18 protein-coding genes are annotated in these 18,252 nt (G+C 34.6%); 7 read left to right on the forward strand and 11 right to left on the reverse strand.

The window, feature by feature from the left end:
* Positions 1 to 36: 36 nt before the first annotated feature.
* Positions 37 to 1,509, forward strand: coding sequence for an IMP dehydrogenase (guaB, locus tag ACUSJC_RS14920; RefSeq protein ID WP_449270360.1), 1,473 nt, complete (start codon positions 37 to 39; stop codon positions 1,507 to 1,509).
* 96 nt (positions 1,510 to 1,605) lie between these two features.
* Here guaB and ACUSJC_RS14925 read toward each other — a convergent pair whose 3' ends face one another.
* Positions 1,606 to 2,286 (reverse strand): T9SS type A sorting domain-containing protein, encoded by a 681-nt coding sequence (locus ACUSJC_RS14925; protein WP_449270361.1) that lies wholly within the window; start codon positions 2,284 to 2,286, stop codon positions 1,606 to 1,608.
* A 344-nt stretch (positions 2,287 to 2,630) separates the two neighbouring features.
* On the opposite strand from ACUSJC_RS14925, the gene ACUSJC_RS14930 reads away from it, so the two are divergent.
* Positions 2,631 to 4,250, forward strand: a complete 1,620-nt coding sequence (locus ACUSJC_RS14930; RefSeq protein WP_449270362.1) for an acyl-CoA synthetase — start codon at positions 2,631 to 2,633, stop codon at positions 4,248 to 4,250.
* A gap of 23 nt (positions 4,251 to 4,273) precedes the next feature.
* Here ACUSJC_RS14930 and ACUSJC_RS14935 read toward each other — a convergent pair whose 3' ends face one another.
* The 9 genes from ACUSJC_RS14935 to ACUSJC_RS14975 all read right to left on the reverse strand — a co-directional run bounded on the left by ACUSJC_RS14935 (position 4,274) and on the right by ACUSJC_RS14975 (position 11,700).
* Positions 4,274 to 4,954, reverse strand: coding sequence for an alpha/beta hydrolase (locus tag ACUSJC_RS14935; protein ID WP_449270363.1), 681 nt, complete (start codon positions 4,952 to 4,954; stop codon positions 4,274 to 4,276).
* A 44-nt stretch (positions 4,955 to 4,998) separates the two neighbouring features.
* Positions 4,999 to 5,877 (reverse strand): 4,5-DOPA-extradiol-dioxygenase, encoded by an 879-nt coding sequence (ygiD, locus tag ACUSJC_RS14940; RefSeq protein ID WP_449270364.1) that lies wholly within the window; start codon positions 5,875 to 5,877, stop codon positions 4,999 to 5,001.
* A 73-nt stretch (positions 5,878 to 5,950) separates the two neighbouring features.
* Positions 5,951 to 6,535, reverse strand: a complete 585-nt coding sequence (locus ACUSJC_RS14945; RefSeq protein WP_449270365.1) for a Crp/Fnr family transcriptional regulator — start codon at positions 6,533 to 6,535, stop codon at positions 5,951 to 5,953.
* A 1-nt stretch (position 6,536) separates the two neighbouring features.
* On the reverse strand, positions 6,537 to 7,013 hold the full coding sequence (locus ACUSJC_RS14950) for a hypothetical protein (protein ID WP_449270366.1): 477 nt from the start codon (positions 7,011 to 7,013) through the stop codon (positions 6,537 to 6,539).
* Between the two features lie 129 nt (positions 7,014 to 7,142).
* Positions 7,143 to 7,943, reverse strand: coding sequence for a haloacid dehalogenase type II (locus ACUSJC_RS14955; protein ID WP_449270367.1), 801 nt, complete (start codon positions 7,941 to 7,943; stop codon positions 7,143 to 7,145).
* Positions 7,944 to 7,964: 21 nt separating this feature from the next.
* Positions 7,965 to 9,311, reverse strand: coding sequence for an adenylosuccinate lyase (purB, locus tag ACUSJC_RS14960; protein ID WP_449270368.1), 1,347 nt, complete (start codon positions 9,309 to 9,311; stop codon positions 7,965 to 7,967).
* A 374-nt stretch (positions 9,312 to 9,685) separates the two neighbouring features.
* A complete protein-coding gene (locus ACUSJC_RS14965; protein WP_449270369.1) occupies positions 9,686 to 10,369 on the reverse strand; it encodes an SIR2 family NAD-dependent protein deacylase in 684 nt (227 codons plus the stop codon).
* 25 nt (positions 10,370 to 10,394) lie between these two features.
* Positions 10,395 to 11,177 carry an anti-sigma factor gene (locus ACUSJC_RS14970; RefSeq protein WP_449270370.1) on the reverse strand — a complete coding sequence of 261 codons (783 nt, stop codon included), beginning with the start codon at positions 11,175 to 11,177 and terminating at the stop codon, positions 10,395 to 10,397.
* Positions 11,170 to 11,700 carry an RNA polymerase sigma factor gene (locus ACUSJC_RS14975; protein WP_449270371.1) on the reverse strand — a complete coding sequence of 177 codons (531 nt, stop codon included), beginning with the start codon at positions 11,698 to 11,700 and terminating at the stop codon, positions 11,170 to 11,172. The genes ACUSJC_RS14970 and ACUSJC_RS14975 overlap by 8 nt, the downstream gene beginning before the upstream one ends.
* A gap of 107 nt (positions 11,701 to 11,807) precedes the next feature.
* Between ACUSJC_RS14975 and ACUSJC_RS14980 the strand changes: the two genes are divergently transcribed.
* The 5 genes from ACUSJC_RS14980 to ACUSJC_RS15000 all read left to right on the forward strand — a co-directional run bounded on the left by ACUSJC_RS14980 (position 11,808) and on the right by ACUSJC_RS15000 (position 17,362).
* Complete coding sequence (locus ACUSJC_RS14980) at positions 11,808 to 12,455, forward strand: DUF4331 family protein (protein ID WP_449270372.1); 648 nt, start codon at positions 11,808 to 11,810, stop codon at positions 12,453 to 12,455.
* A gap of 22 nt (positions 12,456 to 12,477) precedes the next feature.
* Positions 12,478 to 13,029, forward strand: a complete 552-nt coding sequence (locus ACUSJC_RS14985) for a DUF4331 family protein (RefSeq protein ID WP_449270373.1) — start codon at positions 12,478 to 12,480, stop codon at positions 13,027 to 13,029.
* 97 nt (positions 13,030 to 13,126) lie between these two features.
* A complete protein-coding gene (locus ACUSJC_RS14990) occupies positions 13,127 to 14,437 on the forward strand; it encodes a tetratricopeptide repeat protein (RefSeq protein ID WP_449270374.1) in 1,311 nt (436 codons plus the stop codon).
* Between the two features lie 10 nt (positions 14,438 to 14,447).
* Positions 14,448 to 16,670 (forward strand): TonB-dependent receptor, encoded by a 2,223-nt coding sequence (locus tag ACUSJC_RS14995; protein WP_449270375.1) that lies wholly within the window; start codon positions 14,448 to 14,450, stop codon positions 16,668 to 16,670.
* Between the two features lie 29 nt (positions 16,671 to 16,699).
* On the forward strand, positions 16,700 to 17,362 hold the full coding sequence (locus ACUSJC_RS15000; RefSeq protein ID WP_449270376.1) for a TrmH family RNA methyltransferase: 663 nt from the start codon (positions 16,700 to 16,702) through the stop codon (positions 17,360 to 17,362).
* Between the two features lie 37 nt (positions 17,363 to 17,399).
* On the opposite strand, the gene ACUSJC_RS15005 is transcribed toward ACUSJC_RS15000, so the two are convergent.
* Positions 17,400 to 18,173, reverse strand: coding sequence for a carboxypeptidase-like regulatory domain-containing protein (locus tag ACUSJC_RS15005; protein ID WP_449270377.1), 774 nt, complete (start codon positions 18,171 to 18,173; stop codon positions 17,400 to 17,402).
* Positions 18,174 to 18,252: the final 79 nt, after the last annotated feature.

The raw sequence follows: 18,252 nt of genomic DNA on the forward strand, positions 1-18,252 counted from the left end.
TATTTGTATGCAATTTAACAACTACAACAAATTGCAATGATAGCACACAACACAAAAATTGTAGGTGAAGGTTTAACCTATGATGACGTCCTATTAATTCCAAATTATTCACAAGTACTTCCGCGCGAAGTAAATATTTCAAGTAAGTTTTCTAAAAACATTTCGTTAAATGTTCCTATTATTTCTGCAGCAATGGATACTGTTACAGAAAGTGACATGGCTATTGCAATGGCCAGAGAAGGAGGAATAGGAGTGTTGCATAAAAATATGTCAATTGAGCGTCAGGCTGCTGAGGTAAGAAAAGTAAAACGTGCTGAATCAGGGATGATTATTGACCCGGTAACATTATCATTAGAAGCGACTGTTGGCGATGCTAAACGTGTCATGAAAGAATTTAGTATCGGAGGAATTCCGGTTGTAGACGAAAATATGACCTTAAAAGGAATTGTAACTAATAGAGATTTGCGTTTCGAAAAAGACAATAAAAGAGCTATTACAGAAGTAATGACTTCTGAAAATTTAGTTACTGCTAAACAAGGAACAACTTTAGCGCAAGCCGAAGAAATTCTTCAAGAAAATAAGATTGAAAAGCTTCCGGTTGTTAGTGAAGATTTTAAATTAATCGGATTAATTACCTTTAGAGATATTACGAAATTGACTTTAAAGCCAATGGCTAACAAAGATCAGTATGGTCGTTTACGTGTTGCTGCAGCTTTGGGAGTAACAGCTGATGCTGTAGAGCGTGCCAGAGCTTTAGTAAATGCAGGAGTTGACGCCGTAATTATCGATACCGCTCACGGACATACAAAAGGTGTAGTTGATGTATTGAAAAAGGTAAAAGCAGAGTTTCCTAAATTGGATGTTGTAGTAGGTAATATTGCAACACCGGAAGCAGCAAAATATTTAGTAGAAGCCGGAGCTGATGGTGTAAAAGTTGGAATCGGACCAGGATCTATTTGTACTACTCGTGTAGTTGCGGGTGTAGGTTTTCCTCAGTTTTCAGCTGTTTTGGAAGTAGCAGCAGCTATTAAAGGAACTGGTGTTCCGGTTATTGCTGACGGTGGTATTCGTTATACAGGAGATATTCCTAAAGCTTTAGCAGCAGGAGCCGACTGTGTGATGTTGGGGTCATTATTAGCAGGAACCAAAGAATCTCCGGGAGAAACGATCATTTTTGAAGGAAGAAAATTCAAATCATACCGTGGAATGGGTTCTGTAGAAGCGATGAAAGAAGGTTCTAAAGATCGTTATTTCCAAGATGTAGAAGACGACGTTAAAAAATTAGTTCCGGAAGGAATTGTGGGACGTGTTCCTTACAAAGGGGAATTAGCTGAAAGTATGTTACAATTTATTGGCGGTTTGCGTGCCGGTATGGGATATTGTGGAGCCAAGGATATTACAGTGCTACAAGAAACTTCTCGTTTTGTACGTTTAACAGCAAGTGGAATTGGTGAAAGCCATCCTCATAACGTAACCATTACTAAAGAAGCACCTAATTACTCGAGATAATTTTAGTTCGCAGTTTATAAGGTTGCAGAAAAATCATAATACTAAAAAATCCATTAGATTTCACTAATGGATTTTTTAGTATTATGATTTTTGAATTTATTCTTTAATCAATTTAATATAAGTTTCTTCATTATTACTTGAAGTTAACTTTATAAAATATACACCATTTGGTTGTGTGATATTTAATTGGATTAATTGAGAATTTGTATAGGTTTCATTTAGTAAAACTTGACCATAAATATTTAGTAGACTTAATTTTAAAGAAGTAAATATTTCTTTAAATTCAATATTAAAAATATTTTTTGTAGGATTAGGATAGCTATTAAAGCTTTCCAAAGTATTACTATTTAAACTTAAAGTAGTACACTCTGAAAAACTAGGAGTACAATCACCAGACCAACCTGTACAAGGAGGTAGAGGAGTATCTTCTGAATTTGTAGCCAAAGTGATAATTAAATCTTGTCCATCAGCACTAGGAACACACTCTTCTATTAGCCATATACAATCATATAGATATTTTTTCCATATCCAATTTGTACCATCCCAATAAATTTTAAAATAACTGCTGTATGAATTACAGTTTATTTCATCTGTAATTTGAGAACAACCTTGATATTCCTGACCTTTTAAATAGCTGTTTTTACCGTTAATTAGACCATTATATTCATAAATTCCTAAACTATTAGGGTCATTACAACTTCCACTAACAGTGATTGGATTCTGAGAAAAAGCCAGATTTAAGATGAAGAAAGAAATAATTAATAATGTTTTTTTCATAGGAGATATTTTGTTTTAATATGTTTTAAATTAGTCAAAAATAAAGTCGAATAAAATATTGGTAAAAATATAAAACAAAAATATATTAAAAGTGAGGTGTTGTATTTTTTGAGTAATATTTCAATTAAGTTTTTTGCTAAAATGCTATATATTAGATTAACGAAAACGTTTGAGTATTATTAATGATTAGATTAAAATACTCTATTTTATTCACTGAAAACATTTATTTCTACATTTAGATTAAAAAAAATGTAGAAGTTGGCTATAGCTTTATTTTTCCATTTTGAAGAATCATTTAAACGATGTAGAATTTTCCTTAATTTTAGGTAAATAAAAAACATCAAATGAATATTTATGATATAGGTCTGGATAAAAATCCGGCCAATTTTACCCAACTTACGCCATTAACTTTTATTGAAAGATCAGCGACTATTTTTCCTGAAAAAACTTCCATTATTTATGGAAAACAAAAATATAGCTGGAAGCAAACGTATGAAAGATGTAAAAGATTAGCTTCTGCTTTAACGCAAATCGGAGTTACAAAAAATGATACAGTTTCTATAATTGCAGCCAATACGCCGGCTATGTACGAAGCTCATTTTGGTGTACCCATGTCGGGAGCTGTTTTAAACACGCTTAACGTAAGACTTTCAGCAGATACATTAGCGTTTATGTTACAACATTCAGATGCGAAAGTTTTATTGGTTGACAAAGAATTTTCAGAAGTCATTGCTAAAGCTTTGAATCAAATTGAACATTCTATTTACGTGATTGATATTGACGATGAAAATGTTTCAACAGGTCATTCTGTTGGAAAAATTGAATACGAAGCTTTTTTAGAAAAAGGAAATCCTGATTTTAATTGGGTTCGTCCTGCCGATGAATGGGATGCGATTGCCTTGAACTATACTTCCGGAACTACAGGAAATCCCAAAGGAGTTGTCTATCATCACAGAGGAGCTGCGTTAAATGCCATCAATGATTTATTGGTTTGGAAAATGTCAAATTCAGCAGTCTATTTATGGACATTGCCTATGTTTCATTGTAACGGATGGTGTTTTCCTTGGGCTTTAGCCGCTGCTGCCGCTACTAGTGTTTGTTTACGTAAAGTGGTGGCTAAAGATATTTACAAAGCCATAGCTGACGAAAAAGTAGATCATTTTTGTGGTGCGCCAATAGTTTTACAAACGATGATTAACGCCCATCCCGAGGATAAAAAAACATTGGAACATAAAGTAAAAGCAATGGTTGCGGGTGCTGCACCTCCGGCTTCGGTAATTGAAAATATTGAAAAAGAAGGTTTTGAAATTACACACGTTTATGGTTTAACCGAAACATACGGACCTTCGGTAATTTGCGAATGGAAAGAAGAATGGGACGATTTACCGCTGGAAGAACGTGCCGAATTGAAATCGAGACAAGGAGTACGTTATTTGCTTTTAGACGAATTAGATGTTCTCAATCCGCAAACTATGGAACCTGTTCCAGCTGATGGTGTAACGATTGGTGAGATCATGATGAAAGGTCACAACGTAATGAAAGGCTATTTAAAAAATCCTTCCGCGACGGAAGAAGCTTTCAAAGACGGATGGTTTCATTCGGGCGATTTGGCCGTGAAATATCCTGATGGTTATGTTCAAATTAAAGATCGTTCTAAAGATATTGTAATTTCGGGTGGTGAGAATATTTCGACCATAGAAGTAGAAGGTGTGATTTATAGAATTCCCGAAGTAGAAGAAGTGGCTTGTGTTGCAAAACCCGATGAAAAATGGGGCGAAGTGGTTTGCGCGTTTATCAAATTAAGAGAAGGTGAAACACTAACTAACGAACAAATTGTGGAACATTGCCGCAAAGAATTAGCCGGATTTAAAGTGCCTAAGTATTTCTATTTTATGGATTTGCCCAAAACTTCAACCGGTAAAGTACAAAAGTTTGAATTAAGAACCATAGCCAAAACTTTATAGTTTTGGCTATTTTTTGAGTCAGTTTAATGTTTACGAAGCCATTCGTTGATGGTTTGTATCGTTTCGGGAGTTACCGTGTGAGCATAATTAAATTCCACATAAGTATTAGAAACGCCTAATTCATCCACTATGGCTTTGCTTTGTCTACCATATTCAATAGAAAGCATATTATCTTGCGTACCGTGAATAATTAAAGCGTTCAACTTTTTTAATTTTTCTTTTGAAGCAATTATTGGCTTAATTTCGGGTAAAATTCTTCCGCTTAAAGCAATGATTCCTTTTAATTTTTGAGGTTGTGTCAATCCAACACTAAACGACATAATAGCACCTTGACTAAAACCACCCATGTAAATAGCATTGGTGTCAAAATGATGTTTTTCTTTCAATTGGTTGATAAATTGAATCAAAACGGTTCGGCTTTTTTCGGCTTCTTCGGCATTGATTACAGGTTTTCCCGAACTAAAATCTACAGCAAACCAGCGATAACGTCCTTCTGAAATCGTAAATGGCGCTCGTGCCGAAATCACTAAAAATTCATCCGAAAATTGATCGGCATAGGCAAACAAGTTTTTTTCGTTGCCACCCACACCGTGTAAAAGCAACAATAAAGGCGGATTTTCTGTTTTAACTTTCGGTTCTCTAACTAAGTAATGCAAAAGCATAGTGTCGCCTTTGGCATAATTATATTGTGAAGTTGTACTCATAATGATTGTAAAAATAAATAGATAAAATTTCATGTATTAGTTATCTAAGAAACTTGAAAACAGCGCATGCTTAGGCTAGCATATTGATAGCCTTCATAAACATGACGAATTTGTTCGTCTCTTTCTGTCATGGCTAAAACGTAAAGCATCGGTAAATAATGATCATTTGTTGGTATAGAAAGTTGTGCAATTGTGCCCAATTTTTTATAGTCAACTAAAGTATTAAAATCGTATTGATTGATTTTTTGTTTCACCAATTCGTCAAATTCTACTGCCCAATCCGCAGGTTTAGCATCGATATTGAACCAATTGACTTTGTTTAGATTGTGTACGATATTTCCGCTTCCAATGACTAAAACGCCGCGTTCTCTGATTTTTTTAATGGCTTGGGCCAATTGAAAGTGATAACTGGAAGGTTGTGTATAATCTAAACTCAATTGGAAAACCGGAACATCAGCTTTTGGAAAAATATATTTCAAAACGGTCCATGCACCGTGATCTAAACCCATAGAATGGTCTTCGTTAATCAAAAATTGAGGTGCTAATGCACTTACTTCTTTAGCTAATTCGGGATGACCTTTGGGTTCGTATTTAATTTGGCTCAAGCGTTCGTCAAAACCGCCAAAATCATAAATAGTATGTGGTGTAGGATTAACGGAAACATAAGTCCCCCGGGTTTCCCAATGTGCTGAAATCATCATAATAGCATTGGGGCGTTCTATTTTGGTTCCCAAATTTTTTAAGGTTTGGGTAAACGAATTGTCAAACAAGGCGTTCATCGGATGTCCGTGTCCTATAAATAACATAGGCATTTTTTTGGATTTTGGAAAGGACGAACTTATCTTTTCAAATTCCGTAAGAGTAAAGCCAGAAGCTGCCAACGGGCTAACCGCCATAAGTTTTAAAAAATCCTTTCGATCCATAATTATCTCAATTTACAAAGCAAATTTCCGATTTTACAGATTGAAATTCATTCACATAGGTTAAGAAAGAAAATTATTTTTTGAGCATATTTTGACGAATGCGACTCAGCGATTGCGGTTTAATACCTAAAAAAGAAGCGATGAGGTATTGTGGAACGCGTTGCAAAAAATTAGGATTGGTACACACTAAATCTTTGTAACGTTGCTCGGCGTCATCAGTAAAGGTTTTGGCAATTCGTTGTTGCGAATGAATGTAAGCGTTTTGTATAAGAATACGGAAAAAACGCTCGAATTGTGGCAATTTTTGCATGGCCAATTCAAAGTTTTCTTTGGTAATTGCCAAAGCCGTAGTGTCTTCTAAAGCTTCAATGGTAATAATAGCCGGTTTTTGACTGAAAAAACTGTACAAGTCGGAAATCCAGTGATCTTCAAAGGCAAATTGAACTGCGTGTTTTTCTCCTTTTTCGTCAGTTAGGAGCGAAATAAGCAAACCTTTTTCGATATAATAAATGTTGGAACAAAAGTGTTCTGCTTCTAAAACAATTGTCTTTTTAGGAAAAGTGATAGGTTCTAAAAAACTTAGAAAAAGCGCAAAATCATCATCTGATAAAGCAGCATTAATTTTGCGCTCAATATTTTGTCTTAAACTTTCGTGCATTTTATTCGGCAGAACAATTCGTTTTTTGTAAAGGCATTGTTGAGGTAAAATGCAGTTGTGAAGGATCTTTAAAAGCGGTTCCTTCTTCGTTTAATTCGCCATAACCTTCAATTAATTTATCATCTTTGATGATGAAAGCCACTTCGCGTTTTCCCATGCCACCTTCCGAATGAAAATCGTAAATTCCGACTAACGTGTCGCCTTTAAGCGTTCCTTCAAACGTACCTGAATTATAATCTTTTTCGGCTAGTAAGTAACTCAGTTCACCGGAAACAGATTTACCTACTGCATTGATTTTTAATGTTATATTTTCATCGTTAGCTTCATATATGTAACAACCCGCTTCTAATAACGGTTTTACTTCTTCTACAATTTCAGCTTCGGTAGTGGAAGTTTCGTTGTCAATCGTTTTTTCTTCTGCTTGTTTGCAACTAACCCAAAATAGTCCGATTGCTGTCAAAAGAATGACTTTTTTCATGGTTTTTAGTTTTTGTTTAAAGATAAGCAAAAGTGTTGAATTGGACAAAAATGGATAAAGCTAAAATCCTACAGCAATGTAGGATTTTAGTTTAAATTATTCAAAAAATGAATATTAGTTTATAGGCAATTAAGATTTCATTGCAATCAACTGATCGGCAATTAAAGTCAAGTTTACTTCATTGATTTCTGGTGTTGGAGCTAAAGGATATAATTGTGCTCCTGGTCTTTTGATAAAAGCGCCTCTCCAGTTGGCCCATAAAGCGCCGGCAATATCCCAACCGTGAGCAGCAATTAGCATACATTCGTGAGGTTGAACGCCCATTTTTCGGGCAGCCCAATCGTAAACATCCGCATGAGGTTTGTATTTTCCAAGTTCTTCCACTGTTAAACGCTCTTCAAAAAAATCAAGTAAGCCTACATTTTCAAATTGCGTTTTTACACCTTTATTGGAAGAATTGGTTAACGAAACCATTTTATATCCTGCCTCTCTCAATCTTTTAAGCGAAGCTTTAATTTCAGGATGAGGAGGCAACGAACGAATGGGGGTTACAATAGCACTTTTAGCTTCTTCGGCAGTAAGTTCGATATTATTATTGGCAGCCACCATTTGTAAACAAGCAGCACCAATTACTGCAAAATCTTCATATTGTCGACCAACGGTTGAGACCAAAGAATATTGCAACATTGTGGTAAACCATAAAGGCAATAATTCAGTGCGACCGCCAAGGGCTTTACCCACGCTTTGTTTCATTGCAGTTAAATCGAGCAATGTTTCGTTAACATCAAAAAAAAGAACTTTAGGTCGTTTTACAGATGATGTATTGGCTTCATTTTCATGTGCCAAGCTAGCATAAGGAGCCGAAACTCCTGCTAAGCCTAACATTGCTGATTTCTTGATAAAATCTCTTCTATTGGAAGATTTATCCATTTTTTTTATCTTTTGAATTATTTAAATTCCCAAATAATTACTAGGTGTAATTTGTTTCAATTCGTTTTTAATGTCGTCAGAAACATTCAAGGTTTCAATAAATGCATGAATCGATTCTTTGTTGATAACCGAGTTGGTTCTCGTTAAATCTTTCAAAGCTTCGTAAGGATTCGGATAACCTTCGCGACGTAAAATCGTTTGAATAGCCTCGGCCACAACAGCCCAGTTTTTCTCTAAATCTTCCGCCAATTTGTTTTCGTTTAACAATAATTTGTTCAATCCTTTTAAAGTCGCTTCAAAAGCAATAATTGTATGTCCAAACGGAACACCTACGTTACGTAAAACGGTACTATCTGTTAAATCGCGTTGTAAACGAGAGATCGGTAATTTAGCCGATAAATGTTCAAAAATAGCATTGGCAATACCCAAGTTTCCTTCCGAATTTTCAAAATCAATAGGGTTTACTTTGTGTGGCATCGCACTTGAACCTACTTCTCCGGCTTTAATTTTTTGTTTGAAATAGTCCATAGAAACATACGTCCAAATATCGCGGTCTAAATCAATGATAATCGTGTTGATTCGTTTTAAAGCATCGAAGAACGCGGCAAAATGATCGTAATGCTCAATTTGTGTGGTTGGGAACGAATGGTGTAATCCTAAACTGTCTTCGACAAATTGGGTTCCGAATTCTTTCCAATCTACATTAGGATACGCTATTTTGTGTGCATTGAAATTTCCGGTAGCACCACCAAATTTAGCTGCAAACGGAATGTTGTACAACAAACGCATTTGCTCTTCAATTCGTTCTACAAAAACCAAAATTTCTTTTCCTAAACGGGTAGGAGAAGCCGGTTGTCCGTGAGTACGAGCCAACATTGGGATACCTTGCCATTCTACGCAAAGTTCTTTCAATTTTTGAAGAACCGAAATTAGGGTTGGCATGTACACGTTTTCAAACGCTTCTTTGGTAGAAAGCGGAATAGCCGTGTTGTTAATATCTTGAGAAGTCAACCCGAAATGGATAAACTCTTTGTAGTCTTCTAAACCTAATTGGTCAAATTTACTTTTAATGAAATACTCAACCGCTTTTACGTCGTGATTGGTTGTTTTTTCTGTGTTTTTGATCCATAAAGCATCTTCCGTACTGAAGTTTTGATACATTTTACGTAGTTCCACAAAAAGCTTTAGATCAAAATTAGCTAACTGAGGTAATGGAATTTCACAAAGCGAAATAAAGTATTCTACTTCAACTAAAACACGATATTTGATTAAAGCTTCTTCGGAAAAATAAGGTGCTAAACCTTGAGTTTTATTCCTGTAACGGCCATCTACCGGTGAAATTGCATTCAGTTCTGTTAGTTGTTGCATGGTTGTGTTGTTTTTAAGAAAGTGCAAATTTAGTGATTAGTGATTAGTTATCAGTAATTAGTGGTTAGTTTTTTTGTAATGGCAAGGAGTTTTGGATAGAGCGTTTTGAGTAGCTCTAAAAGCAAAGTGTTGAGAGAGACTGTTGATTGTATGATGTATACTGTAAACTGTAAATTGTAAATTGTATACTGTAAGTTGTCAACCATCAACTGTGAACTGAATATTAATTCTCCGCTCAATCTGACAAAAAGAATTGCTTCGTGACCCTCTGTGCCTTTTTGGTGTTGCTTTATGGTAGAAAAGATTCCTACGGAATGACAGAACTGTATACTGAAACCATCAACTATGCAACCATTAACTGTAAACTGTGAAGACTATTTTTTCAAAATGTCCCTCAATTGCTCCATTCCTTTCGTAGCGGAAAGTGCTAAAACTTCAAGCGGATTAGGTAAATCATAAATAGTAGCAGGCTTAGGATCAATATAATAAACAGGAACATGAGGCTGTGAATAATGAACCAACCCGGCAGCCGGATAGACTTGCATAGAAGTTCCTATTACGACTAAAATATCGGCTTGTTTTACGACAGGAAGTGCTCGTTCAATTTCGGGAACAGCCTCGCCAAACCAGACAATAGCAGGGCGCAATTGCTCACCTTTTGGGTTGACATCACCTATATGGATATGTTCTGTCCAATGAATTTTCTCCTCTTCCGAATATTCACCACGGACTTTTGTCAATTCGCCGTGTAAGTGAATAATGTTAGAACTTCCGGCTCTTTCATGTAAATCATCCACGTTTTGGGTAATAATATGAACATCGAAATGATCTTCTAATTCGGCTAAAATACGATGACCATTATTGGGTTCCACCTCTTTTAACTGAGCTCGTCTTTTGTTGTAAAAATCTAAAACCAGATTGGGATTTTTTTGCCAACCTTCCGGTGAGGCAACATCCATAATATCGTGATTTTCCCATAAACCATTAGCATCTCTAAAGGTACTAATTCCGCTTTCGGCACTCATTCCGGCACCTGTTAAAACAACTATTTTTTTCACGTGTTTATTCTTCAGCTATTTTATTCTATACTTTTCCTAGGGTATAAAGTTGTTCTAATGTAGGGCTCACACTTCCACCTGCAGGTTCTAAAGTAATTCCGAAAGCTTCGGCATTTTCAGCCTTTTCGACTTTGAAAATTTTAGAATTGTTGGTTGCAAAACCATCTAATAAACCAATACTTTCAGGAGTTAAAGGATTTAATTTTAAGCCCCAAACTTGGTACACTTTTCCCTCCGGAGGATTAGGCAATCCAGATGCATCTATGTAAACTTCGTTGGTTTCTTTATTATAATATGCTTTCGCAAAGGCTTTTGGAGCAACTTCTTGACCGCTCAAAGCAACCTGTATATTATTCTTATCTCTAAGAATTGCCAGTATATTCTCTGTTTCTTGTTTTTCTAATTCTAAATCTACAATGGATTCTTGCATTATAGTTTTTTCGGTAGTCAATTGTTCTACAGTTTGTTTGGTTTCATTTAGTTTGTAAAATTGAAAACCAAAACCTAAAACCAATACAGCTGCCGCAGCCCATCCGGTGTAACTAATCCATGATTTTTTATGTTGAAGAGCAATAGTTTTATTTTTGTCTAATAATTTTGCTCTTATTTTTTCATAATTAGTAGCTGATAAATAAGGGGCAACGCTTTGGGAAAGGTTAATCACAGCATTTTCAATGGCTAAAATTTCTTCCTGAACTTCAGGATGTTGTTTGGCCATTCTAGCAATAGTTTCATTTTCTTGTTCAGAAAGTTTTCCGAATACATATAGTTCCAATGTACCGGAATCTATTAATTCTCTACTATTCATTGATCATCATTCTTAATTCATTCATACAATTTCTATTCTGAGTTTTTACCGTACCCAAAGGAATTTCTAATTCTTCTGAAGCTTCCTGTTGGGTATATGCTCTAAAAAACAACAATTCAATGAGTTGAATGCATTTAGGTTTTAATTTATCTATAAATTTTTTAATTCCTATTGCATCTATTTTGTTGATCGTTTTAGAGTTGTCTTCAAGCATATATACGAAATTATCAATAGATGAGTTTCTTAAGCTGTTGTTAAAGTTTTTGGATCGCAATTTATCAATAGTAGTATTTCTGGTAATATTCAACATCCATGTATATAATCTTCCTTTTGATTCATTATATGTGTCAAGATTATTCCAGATTTTAATAAAAACTTCCTGAAGAATGTCTTCTGCTTCTTCTTTGTTTCGTATCAAATTGTAAATAACTCCATAAAGATTTTTAGAGTAGTTGTCATATAACAGCGTAAAGGATTGGTTATCTTTTTTAGATAATGCCGCAAACAAAAGTTCTTGTTCCATAGATTTTTATGTTATTGCTAATGTAAGAAATTTTTTTTTCAATTTTTTAAAACCAATAATCAATCTTTCTCGTAAATGGAGATATAACAATATTAAAACTATTAAAAATGAAAAAGTCAAAATTACCTTTAGGAGTATTATTCTTAGGAATAATAGGTCTGATTTTAGTAGCAGCCGATCACATTGATGCGCCTGCAGTACAAGGAGGAACATCTGATATTACAGATTTTTACTCTTTTCAGGGAGCCAATACTAATAATTTAGTATTTGTGGCAAACATTCAGGGATTATTATCACCAACAGCTACAGCAAGTGCTTCATTTGATGAAAATGTTATGGTGGAGTTTAACATTGATAATAACGGGGATAATATTGAAGATTTGGTTATTCAGGCCATCCCCAGAAATGGTAAAATGTACTTTTTCGGTCCCGTTGCACCGGGAACTACAGGAACTTCCAGTACTGTAAAAACAACCGCTGCTTTAGGAAATGTTGAAATTACAGAATATGGAGAAACTGCCATGATCGGAACTGCATCGGGAGCCAGTTTTTTTGCCGGTCCCAGAGATGATCCTTTCTTTTTTGATTTTGGACAATATTCTGAAATTATAGCAGGAAATGCCTCAAGTTTTAACAATCCTGGCAATGACACTTTTGCAGGAACTAATGTAATGTCTATTGTTGTTGAAGTACCCAAAACAATGTTAGGCGGTTCAGGACCATTAAATACTTGGGTAGAAACAAAAAGAAAATAATTAAAAATTAAAAATGAAGATTATGAAAGCAATTCAATATAAAACTTTGGTGACAACTTTAATGATAGCTTTATTAGCAATAAGTTGTAGTGATGATGATTCAAATGGTATGGTGATGAGCAATGAACCCGATTTTTCAGGAACGTATGTTCAGCAAGATCAAATGGGACGACCTGCTATAAATACCGTCTTTGTAAGTTCAGAAAACAAAGATAATTTTAATACGACAACTCCATCAATGATGGGATCAGCTTTTCAATCAGCTTTTCAAACAAAATTAATGGCTTTAAATCCCGGATATACAACAAATGCGTTGGGACTGGATGCAGCAACTTTTACAACAGTTCTTGCAACCGATGTTTTAAATGTTTCAACTACAGGAACTACAACTTTTTTTGACGGAACGAATGTATTAACAGGAAGAGCGTTAGGAGATGATGTGATTGATGTAGAATTGTTGTTAATCTTCGGAGGGTCAGACGGAACTTCAAATGGCGGATTAACCTCGGACAATGTAAGTGCTAACGATAAAACGTTTTTGACTTCATTTCCTTATTTGGCATCCCCATGGTAGAGATTATATTTACTGCTTAACCTGAGAAATAGGGAGCATCTTAACAGGTGCTCTTTATTTCAAATTCTAAAAAGAAAATAACCAAAACCAATGAATCATGAAAAAAAACAGATTACAGATCATTATAGTATTGTTCGTTTTCTTTGTCTTTTTAAGCTGTAATTCAATAGTAAAAGATGAAAACTCAAAGATTGTTGATTCCAAAGATTATCAAAAATATCTTTTAATTAAAGATCATAAAAACTTAGACAATATTGATACAGAAATTACTTTTTGGCAAAAAAAATACAAAGATGCACCCAATCAATATCCGTATCTTATTAAACTAGCGGGTTTGTATTCAACTCTATTTGAAATTACAGGAAATATAGGTGATTTATATAACGCGGAAAAGCTACTTTTAGATTGCAACCAAAGAGTAAAAGAAACGAATTCCGGAATTCACCGATCTATAGCAAAAAATTATATTTCGCAACATCGTTTCAAAGAAGCTCAAATGCACTTAGAGAAAGCCTATGCATTAGGAGAAAACAAAAAAGCAACTCAGAAAATGCTCTTTGATGTAGCGATGGAATTAGGAAATTATAAAACAGCAGAAAGCATTCTAAATGAGAATAAGAACTTTAATGATTTTGATTATTTAATTCGTCTGGCTAAATGGAACGATCACATCGGAGATTTACAAAATGCGATACGAATTATGGAAAAAGCAATGAAAATTGTACAAGAATCTAAAAATTCTGAATCCAAAATTTGGATTTATACCAATATTGCCGATTTTTGCGGTCATAATGGTGAAATTGAAGCCGCTTATCAGTATTATTTAAAAGCATTAGAACTGGATAATAATAATATGTATGCTTTAAAAGGCATTGCTTGGATAGCCTATTCTCATGATCGAGATGTAGAAAAAGCATCTGAAATTGTTAATTACATAGAAAAAAAACATATAGTTCCTGACTTATATCTTTTGAAAGCAGATATGAATCAATATTCGGACAACAGAGAAGAGCAAGAACTTGCTTTAAGGGAATATTTCGATACGCTAAATAAAAATGATTACGGTGATATGTATAATAAGTACAATGCACTCTTGTATGCCGAAATACCTGATAAAAGAGCTAAGGCATTGGAAATTGCCCAACGGGAAATAAATAATAGACCAACGCCTGAATCGTATGATTTATTAGCTTGGACGTATTACAATATGGAAGAATTTGACAAAGCTTATGAAATTGCGTCAGCACATACAATTGATAAAACGCATGAGCCGCTGATAGTATACCATAATGAGCTAATTCTTAAAGCAAACAATAAATTAACGAAGGAAAACACCAATAAGGAAGATTTGATTGCCAGTATTTTTGAATTAGGACCGAATATAGAAAAACAACTTAGAAATCTTTAGCAATAGCCCAATGAAAAAAGCACTTTTACTTTATATCGTATTATTTTCAGTCTGTAGTTTTGGACAAAATTTTAAAAGCACTGTCGTTGATGTTTATGGTTCTCCAGTTCCAGATGTTTATGTTTACAATGTAAACTCAGAAGAGCATTCACATACGAATGAATTGGGGAAATTCAGCTTTATGAAAACCAATTCCGGAGATACTTTAAAATGTAGTAAATTAGGATATAAAAGTGTTTCTTTCGTTGTAGGATCATTGCAAGAAAACAGTACTATTACCCTTGAAGAAGATGTATTCAATTTATCGGAAATAGTATTAATGCCCAATGTTAATATTAATTCTAATCTCACGAAAATTGATCTAACAACAAATCCGGTAAACTCTTCACAAGAAATTTTACGTAAAGTTCCCGGATTATTCATTGGGCAACACGCCGGAGGCGGAAAAGCCGAACAGCTTTTTTTACGAGGATTTGATGTCGATCACGGAACAGATGTAGCCATTAATGTAGACGGAATTCCGGTTAATATGGCTTCTCATGCACACGGACAAGGATATTCAGATCTTCATTTTGTGATTCCCGAAACGATAGAAGATATCGATTTTGGCAAAGGTCCGTATGAAGCCGCTCAGGGAAATTTTGCCACAGCAGGTTATGTTAATTTTGAAACCAAAGAAAAATTAGATAAAAGCAGAATTTCTATTGAAGGCGGACAGTTCAATACGTTTAGAACTTTAGGAATGTTTGATCTTTTGGACGACAAACAAAAACAAACGAATGCTTATTTGGCTACCGAATACATTATTACCGATGGTCCGTTCGATTCGCCGCAAAATTTTAACAGATTCAATATTTTCGGGAAATACAATACCGTACTGAATTCGCAAACCAAAATAGATGTTTTGGCTTCTTATTTTAAAAGCAAATGGGATGCTTCCGGACAAATTCCGATGCGTTTAGTGGAAAGTGGTGCAATTTCCCGTTTTGGTTCAGTAGATGATACCGAAGGCGGATTCACTTCCCGATTTAATTTCGCTCTAGGAGTGGATAAAATTATAGACGAAAACAGTTTTGTAAGAACCAAAGCCTATGTAACGCATTATGATTTCACCTTGTATTCCAATTTTACTTTTTTCTTGGAAGATCCGGTAAATGGTGACCAAATCAAGCAAAAAGAAGACCGAATGTTATATGGTTTTCATTCAGAATACAATCATTTAAAACAGCTGAATACCTTTAAATTAAAAACCAGAGCAGGGGTGGGAGTGAAGGTAAATTCAATCAATAACAGTGAACTTTCGCATACTGCAAACCGTTATACACTTTTAAATCCTATTCAATTAGGAGATATCGAAGAATCGAACTTTTTCGGGTATTACAATGCGGACTTTCAATTTTCTAAATTTACGATCAGCCCCGCTGTTCGATTCGAATATTTTAAATTCAATTATGAAGATAAATTATCGCCGATTTACAGTAATTTATCCAATGATGCTTTCAAAGTGTTGCCTAAGCTAAATATTAGCTATATGCAAAATGAAAAAATAGTGTATTTCATTAAATCAGGTTTAGGCTTTCATTCTAATGACACGCGTGTAGTTTTACAGGAAGATAAGGATATTTTACCAACGGTTTACGGAACGGATGTTGGTGTGATTTTGAAACCGGTTAAAAATTTAGTGATCAATACCGCTTTATGGAGTTTGTTTTCCAATCAAGAGTTTGTGTATGTTGGCGATGCGGGAATAGTAGAACCTTCCGGAAAATCGAAGCGTTTAGGAGTTGACCTAAGCGCCCGATACCAAATAGGAAATTATCTGTTTTTAGATTGGGACGCCAACTATGCTTATGCCAGAAGTGTAGATGAACCCAGCAGACAAAATTATATTCCGTTGGCACCCGAATTTACTTCTGTAGGAAGAATCGGGGTTAGAAATTACAAAGGATTTACTTCGGGATTACAGTTCCGTTATATGGGAGATCGTCCGGCAAATGAAGACAATTCCGTTATTGCCGAAGGATATTTTGTCACTGATTTTAATATAAGCTACGATTTTAGCAAAAGTCTGCAATTGGGATTAAACATTCAAAATTTGTTTAATACAGAATGGAATGAAACCCAATTTTTAACCGAATCGCGATTGCAAAATGAAACAGAAGGTGTAGAAGAAATCCATTTTACACCGGGAACTCCGTTTTTTGCCAAATTGAAAGTAACCTATAGTTTTTAATTCTAAAATAGGTTTTTTATTTTTGAAGTATGAAAGATCAAAAGGAATTATTAGCCTATTTAGAAGGATTTATTACTGAAAATAGAAAAGAAGGGTTTAAAAAAGTGTTGGAAAACCGAACCAAACATTTTACCATAGCCATGGAAGATGTGTACCAATTGCATAATACCAGTGCAGTAATGCGCAGTTGTGAGGTTTTCGGTATTCAGGAATTGAATGTGATTGAGCAAAAATTTGGCAAGCGAATTGACAAAGAAATTGCGCTTGGAGCTCAAAAATGGGTTGATGTGAACCGATTTTCGACCATTCAAAGCTGTATTGATGATTTAAAAGGAAAAGGATACCAAATTATTGCGACAACACCACATAATGATTCATGTTTGTTGCAAGATTTTGACATCAGTAAACCTTCGGCTATCTTTTTTGGAACAGAAAGATTAGGACTTTCAGAAGAAGTCATGGAGCAAGCTGATGGTTATTTAAAAATTCCAATGGTTGGTTTTACCGAGAGTTTAAATATTTCCGTTTCGGCAGCTATTGTGATTCAGGACATCACGGCACGATTACGACGTTCATCCATAGATTGGAAATTAACAGCAGAAGAGTTGTTTGAAAAACAATTGGATTGGACCCGAAAATCAATAAAAGATATCGATTTTATTGAAAAGAAATTCTACGAAAGTGAAAAGTAAAAAGTAAAATATTTTTTTACTTTTTACTTAAATTATTTTATTTATTTTTTTTCAGAATCTTGTATTCTTCATAACAAGCACTAATAGCGTCTAAGATTTGTAAATCATTGGCTGTTTTGATAAAATATTCCGAATAGTTACAGTTTTGTAAAATCAAAGGAATATCGTCTTTGTCTACTTCTAATAATGCAGCTAGTGTAGTTCTATCGTATTTGGTAGCTAATAATTCCCGTACGCTGTCATCTTGCTTCATCTTTTTGAGCTTATCCATCTGCTTTGGTCTTTTTCCAAAGGTGTTGTAGAGAAAGTCGGCGGGGTTAAAGATGGATTGTAGCACTTTAGTAACCGCACTTGGCGATTTATCACCTGCTTCGTAACCTGCGTTTAATCCGGAAATACTATAACGATACGCATCTTCATTAACCGGAATCAATCGGGTATCAACTTCAACATAACCTGTTAAATTATAACGAGCTACAACGACTTCTTCTAGGGCTAGAGCTTTTTCCGTTAACACTACTTTTGAAGATTTATTTTTAATCCAGTCGTGAGTTACCCTAACTTTAATGGTTTCAAAACCAAGATAAGAAAATAATAAAGTGTCATTTACCTTTGCCGGCAATTCAAAATAACCATTACCGTCGGTTATGGTACCTTTTACAATGGTAGTATTGATTACGTGAACATTATTCATAGGCAAACGCGTTTGACTGTTGATTACGGTTCCTTGTAATGAAGAAACTATCGTATCATTTTGCGCAAAGGCAAACTGCGAAACTATAGCCAATAAAAAAACTATAAAATATCTCATCTTTGGGTAAATCTTGATTCAAAAATACGAATCAAACTGAGATATTTTATAGTTTAGGAGTATTTTATCTAAAAATTAA

This window comes from Flavobacterium sp. U410 (assembly GCF_053570605.1).

What these genes read in the sequence shown, in the direction of transcription:
- ACUSJC_RS14925 (WP_449270361.1), bottom strand. Translation starts at nt 2,286, where the DNA reads ATGAAAAAAACATTATTAATTATTTCTTTCTTCATCTTAAATCTGGCT.
- ACUSJC_RS14975 (WP_449270371.1), bottom strand. Translation starts at nt 11,700, where the DNA reads ATGGAACAAGAACTTTTGTTTGCGGCATTATCTAAAAAAGATAACCAA.
- ACUSJC_RS14970 (WP_449270370.1), bottom strand. Translation starts at nt 11,177, where the DNA reads ATGAATAGTAGAGAATTAATAGATTCCGGTACATTGGAACTATATGTA.
- ACUSJC_RS15005 (WP_449270377.1), bottom strand. Translation starts at nt 18,173, where the DNA reads ATGAGATATTTTATAGTTTTTTTATTGGCTATAGTTTCGCAGTTTGCC.
- ACUSJC_RS14930 (WP_449270362.1), top strand. Translation starts at nt 2,631, where the DNA reads ATGAATATTTATGATATAGGTCTGGATAAAAATCCGGCCAATTTTACC.
- ACUSJC_RS14935 (WP_449270363.1), bottom strand. Translation starts at nt 4,954, where the DNA reads ATGAGTACAACTTCACAATATAATTATGCCAAAGGCGACACTATGCTT.
- ACUSJC_RS14990 (WP_449270374.1), top strand. Translation starts at nt 13,127, where the DNA reads ATGAAAAAAAACAGATTACAGATCATTATAGTATTGTTCGTTTTCTTT.
- guaB (WP_449270360.1), top strand. Translation starts at nt 37, where the DNA reads ATGATAGCACACAACACAAAAATTGTAGGTGAAGGTTTAACCTATGAT.
- purB (WP_449270368.1), bottom strand. Translation starts at nt 9,311, where the DNA reads ATGCAACAACTAACAGAACTGAATGCAATTTCACCGGTAGATGGCCGT.
- ACUSJC_RS14980 (WP_449270372.1), top strand. Translation starts at nt 11,808, where the DNA reads ATGAAAAAGTCAAAATTACCTTTAGGAGTATTATTCTTAGGAATAATA.
- ACUSJC_RS14955 (WP_449270367.1), bottom strand. Translation starts at nt 7,943, where the DNA reads ATGGATAAATCTTCCAATAGAAGAGATTTTATCAAGAAATCAGCAATG.
- ACUSJC_RS14950 (WP_449270366.1), bottom strand. Translation starts at nt 7,013, where the DNA reads ATGAAAAAAGTCATTCTTTTGACAGCAATCGGACTATTTTGGGTTAGT.
- ACUSJC_RS14945 (WP_449270365.1), bottom strand. Translation starts at nt 6,535, where the DNA reads ATGCACGAAAGTTTAAGACAAAATATTGAGCGCAAAATTAATGCTGCT.
- ACUSJC_RS15000 (WP_449270376.1), top strand. Translation starts at nt 16,700, where the DNA reads ATGAAAGATCAAAAGGAATTATTAGCCTATTTAGAAGGATTTATTACT.
- ACUSJC_RS14985 (WP_449270373.1), top strand. Translation starts at nt 12,478, where the DNA reads ATGAAAGCAATTCAATATAAAACTTTGGTGACAACTTTAATGATAGCT.
- ygiD (WP_449270364.1), bottom strand. Translation starts at nt 5,877, where the DNA reads ATGGATCGAAAGGATTTTTTAAAACTTATGGCGGTTAGCCCGTTGGCA.
- ACUSJC_RS14995 (WP_449270375.1), top strand. Translation starts at nt 14,448, where the DNA reads ATGAAAAAAGCACTTTTACTTTATATCGTATTATTTTCAGTCTGTAGT.